The organism is Micromonospora sp. CP22, from assembly GCF_009712475.1.
GTDB lineage: Bacteria > Actinomycetota > Actinomycetes > Mycobacteriales > Micromonosporaceae > Micromonospora.
This window is the reverse complement of record NZ_VCJO01000005.1, coordinates 189850-202090: the sequence shown is the minus strand read 5'-3', so window position 1 is coordinate 202090 and position 12241 is coordinate 189850. Positions and strand designations below refer to the sequence as shown.

Annotated in this window: 13 protein-coding genes; 3 read left to right on the top strand and 10 right to left on the bottom strand. The window is 70.3% G+C overall.

The window, feature by feature from the left end; genetic code table 11:
* Positions 1-78: 78 nt before the first annotated feature.
* Together FF096_RS11735 and FF096_RS11730 are read right to left on the bottom strand one after the other, a co-directional pair.
* Positions 79-270, bottom strand: a complete 192-nt coding sequence (locus FF096_RS11735; RefSeq protein WP_155217289.1) for a DUF397 domain-containing protein — start codon at positions 268-270, stop codon at positions 79-81.
* The gene (locus FF096_RS11730) at positions 258-1049 is read right to left on the bottom strand and encodes a helix-turn-helix domain-containing protein (RefSeq protein WP_375335325.1); all 792 of its coding nucleotides are present in this window, start codon (positions 1047-1049) and stop codon (positions 258-260) included. Before FF096_RS11730 ends, FF096_RS11735 begins: the two co-directional genes overlap by 13 nt.
* A 232-nt stretch (positions 1050-1281) precedes the next feature.
* Between FF096_RS11730 and FF096_RS11725 the strand changes: the two genes are divergently transcribed.
* On the top strand, positions 1282-1554 hold the full coding sequence (locus FF096_RS11725) for a hypothetical protein (protein WP_155217286.1): 273 nt from the start codon (positions 1282-1284) through the stop codon (positions 1552-1554).
* Between the two features lie 137 nt (positions 1555-1691).
* On the top strand, positions 1692-2363 hold the full coding sequence (locus tag FF096_RS11720; RefSeq protein WP_309223187.1) for an endonuclease V: 672 nt from the start codon (positions 1692-1694) through the stop codon (positions 2361-2363).
* Positions 2364-2430: 67 nt separating this feature from the next.
* Here FF096_RS11720 and ccsB read toward each other — a convergent pair whose 3' ends face one another.
* The 6 genes from ccsB to hemL form a co-directional block, all read right to left on the bottom strand.
* Positions 2431-3471, bottom strand: coding sequence for a c-type cytochrome biogenesis protein CcsB (ccsB, locus tag FF096_RS11715; protein WP_155217282.1), 1041 nt, complete (start codon positions 3469-3471; stop codon positions 2431-2433).
* Positions 3471-5123 (bottom strand): cytochrome c biogenesis protein ResB, encoded by a 1653-nt coding sequence (locus tag FF096_RS11710; RefSeq protein ID WP_155217280.1) that lies wholly within the window; start codon positions 5121-5123, stop codon positions 3471-3473. Before FF096_RS11710 ends, ccsB begins: the two co-directional genes overlap by 1 nt.
* Positions 5123-6010, bottom strand: coding sequence for a cytochrome c biogenesis CcdA family protein (locus FF096_RS11705; protein ID WP_155217278.1), 888 nt, complete (start codon positions 6008-6010; stop codon positions 5123-5125). Before FF096_RS11705 ends, FF096_RS11710 begins: the two co-directional genes overlap by 1 nt.
* A complete protein-coding gene (locus tag FF096_RS11700; protein ID WP_155217276.1) occupies positions 6010-6582 on the bottom strand; it encodes a TlpA disulfide reductase family protein in 573 nt (190 codons plus the stop codon). Before FF096_RS11700 ends, FF096_RS11705 begins: the two co-directional genes overlap by 1 nt.
* Position 6583: 1 nt before the next feature.
* Complete coding sequence (locus tag FF096_RS11695; protein WP_309223120.1) at positions 6584-7231, bottom strand: histidine phosphatase family protein; 648 nt, start codon at positions 7229-7231, stop codon at positions 6584-6586.
* A gap of 120 nt (positions 7232-7351) precedes the next feature.
* A complete protein-coding gene (gene hemL, locus FF096_RS11690; protein WP_309223119.1) occupies positions 7352-8689 on the bottom strand; it encodes a glutamate-1-semialdehyde 2,1-aminomutase in 1338 nt (445 codons plus the stop codon).
* A gap of 139 nt (positions 8690-8828) precedes the next feature.
* Here hemL and FF096_RS11685 point away from each other — a divergent pair, with 139 nt between their 5' ends.
* The gene (locus FF096_RS11685) at positions 8829-9164 is read left to right on the top strand and encodes an STAS domain-containing protein (RefSeq protein ID WP_309223118.1); all 336 of its coding nucleotides are present in this window, start codon (positions 8829-8831) and stop codon (positions 9162-9164) included.
* 6 nt (positions 9165-9170) lie between these two features.
* On the opposite strand, the gene FF096_RS11680 is transcribed toward FF096_RS11685, so the two are convergent.
* Positions 9171-9728: a response regulator gene (locus FF096_RS11680; protein ID WP_309223117.1), complete on the bottom strand. Its 558-nt coding sequence runs from the start codon at positions 9726-9728 to the stop codon at positions 9171-9173.
* A partial coding sequence (locus tag FF096_RS26625; RefSeq protein ID WP_230462520.1) for an ATP-binding protein occupies positions 9725-12241 on the bottom strand: 2517 nt, incomplete at its 5' end. The genes FF096_RS11680 and FF096_RS26625, both read right to left, overlap by 4 nt.

The following is a 12241-nucleotide window of genomic DNA, read 5'->3' as shown; positions in this document are numbered from 1 at the left end:
GCGCTGGCCCGCCCGCGCCGCGCCGGGCGGGCAGCGGCGGGCAGCAGCGCGGGGCGGCGGCCCGCGCCGGGCGGCGGGTCAGAGTCGGCGGGTCGCCGCCACGAAGGCCCGCCAGGCCGCCGGGCCGAAGACCAGCACCGCGCCGTCGCGGTCCTTGCTGTCGCGGACCGCGACCAGGCCGGGCAGGTTGTCGGCCACCTCGACGCAGTCTCCGCCGTTGGTGCTGCTCCGGGTGCTTGTGCGCCACTGGGCGCCGGTCAGCTCCGCCATGACTCCGCCACCTCCGTCACCAATTCGATCGACTGTCGGGGCGGCAGCGCCTCACCCTGGATCGCCTCCCAGGAGGCCCGGATCGCGAGCACGTCCTCGGTGTGGTCGATCACCTGGCCCTTGAGCTGATCGTCCAGATAGGCCACGTCCTCCCCACCGGGAAGGGTAGCCAGCACGAAGGCCCCGGCGACACCCGGATACGCGCCGACCGAGGCGGGCACCACGTGCAGCCGTACCCGGGAATGCTCGGTGGCCAGCTTGACCAGCCGCCGCAGTTGCTCGCGCATCACCACCGGCCCGCCGACCGGGCGGCGCAACACGTGCTCGTCGAGCACCGTGACGAGTTGCGGCGGTCGCTCGCCAGCGAGCACCGCCTGCCGGGCCAGCCGCGCCTCCACCCGCTGCTCCACCTCCGCCTCGTCGTAGAGGCCGACGCTGCGGAACAGCGCGCGGGCGTACGCCGAGGTTTGCAGCAGCCCCGGCACCACCGTGTTCTGGAACGACCGCAGCACGGTGGCCTGCCGCTCGTTGGCCTCCCACTCCCGCATCCACTGCGGCGACCCGAACCGGGCCAGCATCCGGACGAACGCGCCACCCGTGTCCAGCGCCGCGTCCGCCCGCTCCCAGAAGTCGGGCGGCGGCTTGCGCGCCTCGGTCTCCACCATCGCCACGGTCGACGGCGAGTAGTTGATCGCCCGAGCCAGCTCCTCCTGCGTCACCCGGCGCGCCGCCCGCATGTGCCGCAGCTCCTCGATCAGCACCCGCGACCGTTCGTCCACCCGCACCACTCCTCACCAGCACGATCCGCGTTTCTCACCGCCCTCACCGGGGGACAGTCCAGGCACACAGGGCGATCGAATGCCTTCCGAGCGTAGTCGGCGGCACACCAGACTGTCCCCATCGGAACCGCCCGGATCCGACCCGAAAGGGACGGGCGCGACCGACGCGGGGCCGTCCGGTACGTCGGCGACGGACGGCCCCGCCGCCAACCGGCCGCAGACAGGAGTACGTATGACGTCGCAGATCCACGTCGCGCTTCGGCCACTCTGGCTGTGCCGGGCCTGCGCCGCACCGTGGCCCTGCGCCACCGCCCGGCTCAACCTGCTGGCCGAGTACCGGAACAGTCACGTGGCCCTGTCGATCTACCTCGCCGGGATGCTCTACACCGCAGTCGAGGACCTGTACCGCCTCAACCCCCAGGACGCGCCGAAGCCCACCGCGCTGCACGACCGCTTCCTCGGCTGGACCGCCCCACGCGCACCCCGCCCACAACCCTCCGACTGACCGCCGCCGTCGCCCGGCGATTGGTCGTACGCTCGCACCTCATGACGATCGTCCCTGCCGACCGGCCGCACTCCGACGACGAGCCGCCGGTGGCCGCCTTCCCGGAACTGGACGCGGCGGCCGCCTTCCCGGCGTCCGTGGCGGAGGCGGAGCGGATCCAGCAGGAGTTGCGGCAACGCCTCGACCTGGGCGAACACCTCAAGGGCGTACCGAGGCTCGTCGCGGGCGTGGACGTGTCGTACCACAAGGATTCGCCGCGTATCGTCGCCGCCGCCGTGGTCATCGACCTGGCCACCGATGCCGAAGTGGAGTCGGCCGTGGTGCCCGGCCAGGTGAGCTTCCCGTACGTGCCGGGGCTGCTGGCCTTCCGGGAGGTGCCGATCCTGTTGGCGGCGCTGGACCGGCTCGAACATCGTCCCGAGGTGGTGGTCTGCGACGGGTACGGCGTCGCTCATCCCCGGCGGTTCGGGCTCGCCTGCCACCTGGGCGTGCTGACCGGGCTCCCCACCTTCGGGGTGGCGAAGACGCCCTTCGTCGGTGCGTACGACGAGCCGGGCACCCGTCGGGGCGACTGGTCGGCGCTACGCGATGGCGACGAGGTGCTGGGTCGGGTGCTGCGTACCCAGACCGACGTCAAGCCGGTGTTCGTTTCGGTCGGCCACCGCACCAACCTCGACCAGGCGACCACGATCACGCTCGATCTGAGCCGACGCTACCGACTGCCCGAGGCGATCCGCCGGGCCGACTTCCTCTCCCGCGAAGCCCTCCGGATGTCGAGTGATTCTTGGACAATTCCCGTCAGCGAATAACGGAAACTGTCCAAGAATCGGCGGAAGCCCTGGGGAAATCTCACCAGCGGCGGACCGGACGCCGGGGTCAGAGGCCGGCGTAGGAGTGCAGGCCCTCGAAGAAGATGTTCACGCCGAAGAGGTTCATCATCACGGTCAGGAAACCGAGGATGGCCAGCCAGGCGGTCACGTTCCGCCTCACGCTCGGCGTGGCGCGGGCGTGCAGGTAGCCCGCGTAGATCACCCAGGAGATGAACGCCCAGGTCTCCTTCGGATCCCAACCCCACGGGCGTCCCCAGGCCGCCTCGGCCCAGATGGCACCGGCGATCACCCCGAACGTGAAGATCGGGAAAGAGAAGGCGTGCAGCACGAAGGTGAGCCGTTCCAGCCCGGCCGCCACCGGCAACCGCTTCGCCAGGGTGTACGGGAAGCTGCGCTTGCCGTCCTCGTATCCGGCCCGCATCAGGTACGCCACCGCCGGCACCGCGCCGAGCAGGAACAGCCCTGAGGAGAACACGACGGTCGAGACGTGCACGATGAACCAGTACGAGTTGAGCGCCGGCACGAGCGGCACGATCGGGGTGTAGAGCACCAGCTCGGCGGTGGCCACCAACAGCACCATCACCAGCGTCAGGAAAAGCCCGAGGCGACGCAGGTACGGCCACTTGACCAGCACCGCCAGCCAGGCGGCGACCCCGATGAAGGAGACCGTGAGCACGAACTCGTACATGTTGCCCCACGGCATCCGGTCAGCCGCGAGGCCACGGGTGACCAGTGCCGCCAGGTGCAGCGCGGCGGCCAACACGGTCAGCCCGACGGCGATCCGGCCGCCCAGCTCCGCTCGACGCGCGGTGCGGTCAGCACGACTCGGTGAGCCCGTGCCCGGCTCGGTGCCGACAGCGCCACCGGCTGCCGACGTGCCGCTGGCCAGGTCACCTGCGTCCTCCGAACGGTCCACGACGGCGCCGGACGACGCGGCACCCACCGCCGCACCGACCAGCTCCCGGGAGGGGGCCGCGACCTGCTTGGCGCGCGAGGCACCGAGGGCGTACTCCACCGCGTGGCTGATCATCGCCAGCAGGTACACCATCGTGGCGATGGAGACCAACTGGTCGGAGAGTACGGACATCACTCGGCTCCTTCCCGCGACCGGGCCGGCGCGCCCTGGTCGGTGCCGGCGTCGCCGGATCGCCCGCCGGCGCTGACCGCGGCGACCAGTTGGGCGAACTCGGCGGCGAAGCCGGGATGTTCGGTACGCGGCAGACCAGCCACCTCGACCAAACTACTACCGCTTGTCGGAGATCCACTCCCGGGGTCGCCCTGACCAGCGGGCCGCAGCCGGACGAAGACCCGCCGCCGCCGGACGAAGAGCGAGCCCATCAAACCCAGCACCAGCCCGATGGAGCTGACCAGCAGCAGCATCGTGCCGGGGTCGTGACGCACCGACAGCACGATGTACCGTTCCGTGCCCACGAACTCGACGCGCGTGCCGTCGTCCAACGTCCAGCTCTCGCCGACCCGCAGTTGCTTCGCACCGATTTCGGTGAGCCGGCCGTTGCGCAGCTGCCGCTCGTCGAGTTGGTAGATCGAGCCCGGGATACCGGCGTCAAGCCCCAGGTTCCCCCGGTACGCGATCAGGTCGAGCAGCGGATTCTGCTCGGTCGGGTGCTCGGACCGGGTGAACGGCGGCTCCTGCGGCGCGGTCGGCAGGTAGAGCCCGGAGAAGGCCACCTGGAGATCCGGGTTCCGCTCGCCGCTGGCCGGGTCGACGTTGGCGTCCGGGAAGGCGGCCAGCCCCTCACCGGTCAGCCCGATGTCGCCGGTGGAGAGGAACGGCACCGCGCTGGTCTGGCTCCGACCGAAGCGGTCGGTGTAGCGGATCACCGGGGCGTAGCCGTGGCCGAGCAGGTAGACGTTCGCGCCGTCGAGGCGCAGCGGCGCGTTGACCGAGAACTCGGCCTGGCGTGGCGCGCCGCCGTCCTCGTCCACGGTCACCTTCGCGTTGAACGAGGACGCCTGGCCGTTCGGCAGGAACTGCGCGTCGAACTCGTCCAACTGCATGCAGAACCGGGGCAGGTTGTCGCCGACGCGGGGGCCGAGCTTCACCTCGGCGTACTGCTGGCGGGTGTTGCAGAAGACGCCGTCCGGGCCGGCGACGAGCAGCCGGTTGCCGTGCCAGCCGTACCAGGAGCCGAGCGCGACGCCGATCAACACCAGCACCATCGAGGTGTGGAAGATCAGGTTGCCGGTCTCCTTGAGGTAGCCCTTCTCGGCGGAGACCTCGTCGCCGCGTACCGCCACCCGCCACCGCCGTCGCCGCAGCGTCTCGGCGACCGCCGCCGCGCCGCCCTCGGGCGCGGGCACCACCGCGTGTTGCGGCAGCCGCTCCAGCCGCTTCGGCACCGCCGGTGGGCGGGCCCGCAGCGCCCGGACGTGGTCGCGCAGCCGGGGCGTGATGCACCCGATCAGCGAGGTGAACAGCAGCAGGTAGATCGCGGAGAACCAGACCGAGCTGAACGCCTCGAACGCGCCGATCCGGTCCAGCACCGGGGCGAGCTCCGGGTTCGCGGCGTAGAAGTCGCGGACGTCCTCCGGGTTCACCCCCCGCTGCGGCAGCACCGAACCGGGGATCGCGGCGACCGCGAGCAGGAAGAGCAACACCAACGCGGTACGCATGCTGGTCAGCTGCCGCCACGAGTTGCGCAGCAGGGCGAGCAGCGGATTGCTGCGTCGCCGGGGCGCTTCGGCCGGGGTGACCGGCCGGTCGTCGACTCTGGTCATCAGATGCCCACCTCGAAGCTGCCCACCCCGACGGTGGTCTGCAACCAGATCACCACGTTGGTCCAGCCACCGGTGAGCAGCGCCAGCCCGATCAGGATCAGCAGCGCACCGCCGATCCGGGTGACCCAACGACTGTGTCGACGCACCGTGCGGAACACCCCGAGCAACCGGTTGAAGCCCAGCCCGAAGACGACGAACGGAAGCCCCAACCCGAGGCAGTACGCCACGGCCAGCACCACCGCCCGGTCGGTCTGGCCGCTGGTGGTGGCCATGCCGAGCACGGCGGCCAGCGTGGGCCCGGTGCACGGAACCCAACTCAGGGCGAACACCGCACCGAGCACCGGCGCGCCGAGCAGACCGGCGGCGGGCAGCCGGTTGATCCGGAACTCCCGCTGGAACCCGGGCAGCACGCCGAGGTAGCCCAGGCCGAGCACGACGACGAGCCCACCGACGACGATCTCCAACGTCCGTTCGTGCTCGAAGAAGACCCGACCGAACCCGCTGAATAGGACGGCGGTGGCGGTGAACACGACGGTGAAGCCCGCGATGAACAGCAGCGTCCCGGCCAGCACCCGACCCTTCACCGCCGGGGCGACCCGGGTTTCCGGCCGTACCGCCGTGCCGACCCGGCCACCACCCACCTGCTCCCCGCCGCCGGACGTGTTAGGAAGGGCCCCCTCCTCTACCGGAGGCGTTAACGGGGGGCCCTTCCTTACACTTCGGCCTTCGAGGTCGGTGCCGGCCAGGCCGGTGACGTACGACAGGTATCCGGGCATCAGCGGCAGCACGCAGGGGGAGAGGAAGCTGACCAGACCGGCCAGGGCTGCCGCGCCCACCGCGAGCAGCAACGGGCCGGACTCGGCGAGTTGGCCGAAGGTCGCACCCATCAGCGTTGACCGGTCGGCGCGGGCGACTCGGCGGCGATCCGCTCGACGATGGGTTGCAGCCCTTCCTGCCGTACCGCAGCCCTGATCACCGTGGCGATCCGGCCCTGCCGGTCGAGCACGACCGTGGCCGGGATGGTGTTCGGCGGGATGTCCATGTCGAGGGCGAGCCGGCTGCCCGGGTCGAAGATGCTCGGGTAGCTGACCCGGCCCTCCTCGAAGGCGAGCGCCTTGTCCCGATTGTCCTGCACGTTGATGCCGAGGAAGGTGACCCCGGAGTCCTTCGTCGCCTGGTACGTGCGCTCCAGGTCGTCGGCCTCGGCCCGGCACGGCGCGCACCAGGAACCCCAGAAGTTGACCACGACGACCTGGCCCCGCTGACCGGCCACGTCGTAGGACCCACCCGCCAGCAGCTCACCGGCGATCTTCGGGGCGGCGGAGCGCTGCTCCGGGGCGCACTCGACGATGCCGCCGACGCTGTCGCAGGCGGACTCTCGCCCGTCGGTGCAGCCGGTCAGCAGCAGCGCGGTGGTCGCGGTGGCAAGCAGACCGACGGCCACCCTCCGGACGCCCATCTCAGGCTCCCTTGGCCGTCCGTGCGGTCGCCGACATGGCCACCAGGTGCGCGGCCGGTTCGGAGTAGCCGATGCCGACGATCTTCGCACCGTCGAAGTGGAAGGTGGTGAGTGAGGCCAGCCCGCACTGCCGACGGCGCGGGTCGTGCCACAGTCGCTTGCGCTCGACGTAGCGGCGCAGCGTCCAGATCGGCAGCTGGTGCGAGACCAGGACGGCCTCGCGGCCCTCGGCGGCGACCCGGGCGGCGTGCAGCGCGGCGAACATCCGCTCGGCGATGGCCCGGTACGCCTCACCCCAGGACGGGGTGACCGGGTCGCGCAACACCCACCAGTTACGGGGGTCGCGGAAGGAGCCGTCGCCGGGCGAGACCTTCTTGCCCTCGAACCAGTTGGCGCTCTCGATCAGCCGCTCGTCCACCCCCACCGGTAGCCGGAACTGGGCGGCGATCGGCTCGGCGGTCTGCTGGGCGCGTTCCAGCGGGCTGGCCGCGATGTGCACGACCTCGCGGTCGGCGAGCCCCTGCGCGGCGGCCTTGGCCATCTGGACACCCAGCTCACTGAGCCGGAAACCGGGCAGCCGGCCGTAGAGGATGCCGTCCGGGTTGTGTACCTCGCCGTGCCGAAGCACGTGGACCACCGTCTTGCTCACCGCTGCCCCCTTGTTCGCGACTGCGGGGCTCGCAAAACCGGCTCACTCCTCGCGCTCACCGCTGCCCCCTTGTTCGCGACTGCGGGGCTCGCAAAACCGGCTCACTCCTCGCGCTCACCGCTACCCCCCGTGGCTTGCCGCTGCCGCCGCGTTGGCCGCTGCGGGCAGCGCGCCGGCGACCTGTTCCAGGGCGGCGTCGTCGATCGCCGCCGAGACGAACCAGGACTCGAACGCGCTCGGCGGGAGGTAGACCCCGGCAGCGAGCATCGAGTGGAAGAACGCCTTGAACGCCGGCACCTGCTGGGTGCGGGCGCTGTCGTAGTCGACCACGTCGGCGTCGGTGAAGAAGATCGAGAACATGTTGCCCGCGTACGAGAGCCGGTGTGGGACCCCGGCGGCGGCCAACGCGTCGGTGACCAGCTTGCCCACCGTGGCGGCGGTCTCGTCCAGCCTGCGGTAGAGGGCGTCGTCGGCGAGCCGCAGCGTGGTCAGCCCGGCCGCGCAGGCCAGTGGGTTCCCGGAGAGGGTGCCCGCCTGGTAGACGGGGCCAGCGGGCGCCAGTCGCGACATGATCTCCGCGCGCCCGCCGAACGCCGCTGCGGGCAGGCCACCCCCCATGACCTTGCCGTACGTCCACAGGTCCGCCTCGACCGGGTCGAGCCCGTGCCAGCCGGAGCGGGAGACCCGGAACCCGGTCATCACCTCGTCGACGATGAGCAGCGCGCCGTGCGCGTGCGCGATCCGGGCCAGTCGTGCGTTGAACCCGTCGCGGGGTGCGACCACACCCATGTTGCCCGGAGCTGCCTCGGTGATCACCGCGGCGATGTGCTGGCCCTCGGCGGCGAAGGCCGCCTCGACGGCGGTCACGTCGTTGTACGGCAGCACGATGGTCTCGCTGGCCGCCGCGCCGGTGACCCCCGGCGAGTCGGGCAGTCCGAGCGTGGCCACGCCGGAACCGGCGGCGGCCAGCAGCGCGTCCACGTGCCCGTGGTAGCAGCCGGCGAACTTGATGATCTTCGAGCGGCCGGTGTAGCCCCGGGCCAGGCGGATCGCCGACATGGTCGCCTCGGTGCCCGAGTTGACCAGCCGGACCTGCTCGACCGGGGTACGCGCGACGATCTCGTCAGCCAACTCGACCTCGCCCGGGGTGGGCGTACCGAAGCTGGTGCCGTGCGCGGCGGCGGCCTGCACGGCCGCGACCACCTCGGGATGGGCGTGGCCGAGGATCAACGGCCCCCACGAGCAGACCAGGTCGACGTAGCGGCGACCGTCCGCGTCGTGCAGCCAGGGCCCCTCGCCCCGGACCATGAAGCGTGGTGTGCCGCCGACCGCACGGAAGGCGCGCACAGGTGAGTTCACCCCACCCGGCACGATGGCGCAGGCGCGGTCGAACAGGGCCGCTGAGGCCGGCGCGTCGACCGGGTAACGGTCGGATCCGGCAGTAAACACCTCGGTCACGATGTCGCCATTGTGTCAGCGACCGGCGGTGGATTGGCAGGCACCCCAGCCCAGGGTTACCGGGCTCACCCCCAGCACGCTGCGGGGGGACGGCACGCCTCGACGGGCCGGGCGACCGAGATCGCGATAGGCTGACCCGGTGGATCGTGCCGAACTGTCCATCACCGTACACCGGACGGGCGACGAAGCTGTGCTGCGCCTTGCCGGTGAGATCGACATGCAAACGGCCGCCCAACTATCGACCGTTGTCAATGAAGTTCTCACCGAGCCGCCGCCCCGGATCGTCCTCGACCTCGGCGGCGTGACCTTCTGCGACTCGCAGGGCCTGGGCACCCTGGTCGTCCTCAGTCGCAAGGCCAGCCACGCGCAGAGCCTGCTGATCCTGACCAATGTCGGCGAGTTCCTGCTGCGCGTCCTGGACATCACCGGCCTGCGGAGCGCCCTGATGGTCCGTAACGACGCCACCACGATCTGACCCGACTCAGTCGGGGGTGGTCCCCCAGCGCGCCTGTTCGAGGAGAGCCACCGCGCGGGCCCGCGCCTCCGGGTCGTCGCCGCGCAGCAGCGACGTGGCCTCGTCGACCGCCTCGGTCAACAGCCGCCACTGGGCATCACGCTCGCGCACCATCTCCGACTGCGCGGCCAACTGGCGGGTCTTCGTCCACAGCTCGACGAAGACGGAGACCTTGGCCCGCAGCACCCACGGGTCGAAGGGCTTGGTGAGGTAATCCACCGCACCCGCCGCGTAGCCCCGCAGGGCCAGCTGGGCGTCCCGGTCGGCGGCGGTCAGAAAGATGATCGGTACGTGTCGGGTGCGCTCCCGCCGCTTGATGTGGCTGGCCGTCTCGAACCCGTCCATGTCCGGCATCTGGGCATCCAGCAGGATCACCGCGAAGTCGTCCACCAGCAGCTGCTTCAGCGCCGCCTCACCGCTCTCCACGGCGACCGACTGCACCGGCAGGCCCTGGAGGATAGCCTCCAGGGCCATCAGGTTCTCCCGGCGATCATCGACCAGCAACGCCTTGGCCATCTGGGTCACGAGCCCTCCTCGGTACGGCTGCCACTGATCCAGGTGCCCATCAGCTCGATCAGCTGGTCCAGGTCGACCGGCTTGGTGATGTAGTCGCTGGCTCCGGCCGCGATCGCCGACTCCCGGTCCCCCGGCATCGCCTTCGCGGTCAGGAACACGATCGGCAGGTCCGCGAACCGGTGGTTACGTCTGATCTGCCGAGTCGTCTCGTATCCGTCCTGATCGGGCATCATGGCATCCATCAGGACGATATCGACTTCTGGGTGCTCAGCCAACAGCCGGACGCCATCTGTGCCGTTGTCGGCGTACAGCACCGTCATGCCGTGCAGTTCGAGCGCGCTGGTCAACGCGAAGACGTTACGCACGTCGTCGTCGACGATCAGCACGGTGGAGCCGTCCAGTTGCCGGGTCTTCGGCGCCTCGGGCGCCTCCGACAGCAACTCCATCGGCGGCATCAACAACGACGCCGGCAGGCCCGCCCGCTGCGGCGACGGCGGCGCGGGCGCCACCACCGCGTCCGGGGCCAACACGTCGGGCAGGTAGAGGGTGAACGTCGAACCCTGCCCGGGTGCCGCGGCGACGGTGATCGTCCCGCCGATCAACCGGGCCAGATCGCGGCTGATCGACAGCCCCAGCCCGGTACCGCCGTAGCGGCGGCTGGTGGTCCCGTCCGCCTGCTGGAACGCCTCGAAGATCAGCGACAGCTTGTCGTCGGAGATGCCGATCCCGGTGTCGACCACCGTGAAGGCGATCACCTGCCGGGCGTTGATCAGCGCCGGCACGTCGAACACCGCGTGCTCCGGCGCCCGGGAGATGCGCAGCTCCACCGCGCCGGTGTCGGTGAACTTGACCGCGTTGGACAACAGGTTGCGCAGGATCTGCTGGAGCCGCTGCGCGTCGGTCACCACCACCGGCGGCAGGTCCTCGCCGATGCTCACCTGGAAGTCCAGGCCCTTCTCCTCGGCCTGCGGCGCGAACGCCTGCTCCACGTAGTTGCAGATCTCGGTGAACCGGACCTCGGTCGGCTCGACGTCCATCCGGCCGGCCTCGATCTTGGACAGGTCCAGGATGTCGTCGATCAGGCGCAACAGATCGGACCCGGAGCCGTGGATCGTACGGGCGAACTCGATCTGCTTCGGCGTGAGGTTCTGCTCCGAGTTCTCCATCAGCAGCCGGGCCAACAGCAACAACGAGTTAAGCGGCGTACGCAGTTCGTGGCTCATGTTCGCCAGGAACTCCGACTTGTACGCCGAGGCCCGGGTGAGCTGCTGCGCCTTGTCCTCCAGGCCGAGCCGGGCCAGTTCGATCTCGCGGTTCTGGGTCTCGATGTTCGCCTTCTGCTCCGACAGCAGCTTGGCCTTCTCCTCGAGTTCGGCGTTGGTCCGCTGCAACTCCGCCGACTGCTCCTGCAACTCGTGCGCCAGCCGCTGCGACTGGGCGAGCAGCTCCTCCGTACGCCGGTTCGCCTGGATGGTGTTCACCGCGATGCCGATGGTGGAGACCAGCCGCTCCAGGAACGACAGGTGCAACTCGGAGAAGGGCTTCACGGTGGCGAACTCGATCACGCCGAGCATCTCGCCCTCGAACAGCACGGGCAGCACCACCAGATCCGCCGGTGGCGTGTCGGCCAACCCGGAGCGCAACGTGATCCGACCGTCCGGTACGGCACCGACCCGGATGGTGCGCCGGGACAGCGCCGCCTGACCGACCAGCCCCTCGCCCGGACCGAAGGTCACGTCATGCCCTCGGGAGACATAGCCGTACGAGGCGGTCAGCCGCAGCCGCATCACTCCCTCGGAGTTGTCCATCAGGAAGAAGGCACCCAGCTGCGCGTCGACCAGCGGCGTCACCTCCTGCATGATCATCCGGCAGACCTCGCCGAGGTCGCGCTGGCCCTGGAGGAGGCCGCCGATGCGGGCGAGGTTCGAGTCGAGCCAGCCCTGCTCGGCGTTCTTGTGGGTCGTCTCCCGCAGGGTGACGATCATCTGGTTGATGTTGTCCTTCAGCTCGGCGACCTCGCCCTGCGCCTTCACCGCGATCCGCTGGGTGAGGTCACCCCGGGTCACCGAGGTCGAGACCCGGGCGATCGCCCGGAGCTGGGTGGTCAGCGTCGAGGCGAGCTGGTTGACGTTCTCGGTCAGATCCCGCCAGGTGCCGGAGACCCCCTTGACCTGCGCCTGACCGCCCAGCTTGCCCTCGGTACCCACCTCACGGGCCACCCGGGTCACCTCGTCGGCGAACGACGACAACTGGTCCACCATCGTGTTGACGGTGTTCTTCAGCTCCAGGATCTCGCCCTGCGCGTCGACCGTGATCTTCTGCGACAGATCACCGTTCGCCACCGCCGTGGTGACCGAGGCGATGTTCCGCACCTGGCTGGTCAGGTTCGACGCCATCGAGTTCACGTTGTCGGTCAGGTCCCGCCAGGTGCCGGCGACACCGCGTACCTGTGCCTGGCCGCCGAGGTTGCCCTCGGTGCCCACCTCACGGGCCACCCGGGTCACCTCGTCGGCGAACGACGA

What these genes read in the sequence shown, in the direction of transcription:
- FF096_RS11710 (WP_155217280.1), bottom strand. Translation starts at nt 5,123, where the DNA reads ATGACCAGAGTCGACGACCGGCCGGTCACCCCGGCCGAAGCGCCCCGG.
- FF096_RS11725 (WP_155217286.1), top strand. Translation starts at nt 1,282, where the DNA reads ATGACGTCGCAGATCCACGTCGCGCTTCGGCCACTCTGGCTGTGCCGG.
- ccsB (WP_155217282.1), bottom strand. Translation starts at nt 3,471, where the DNA reads ATGTCCGTACTCTCCGACCAGTTGGTCTCCATCGCCACGATGGTGTAC.
- FF096_RS11735 (WP_155217289.1), bottom strand. Translation starts at nt 270, where the DNA reads ATGGCGGAGCTGACCGGCGCCCAGTGGCGCACAAGCACCCGGAGCAGC.
- FF096_RS11700 (WP_155217276.1), bottom strand. Translation starts at nt 6,582, where the DNA reads ATGGGCGTCCGGAGGGTGGCCGTCGGTCTGCTTGCCACCGCGACCACC.
- FF096_RS11705 (WP_155217278.1), bottom strand. Translation starts at nt 6,010, where the DNA reads ATGGGTGCGACCTTCGGCCAACTCGCCGAGTCCGGCCCGTTGCTGCTC.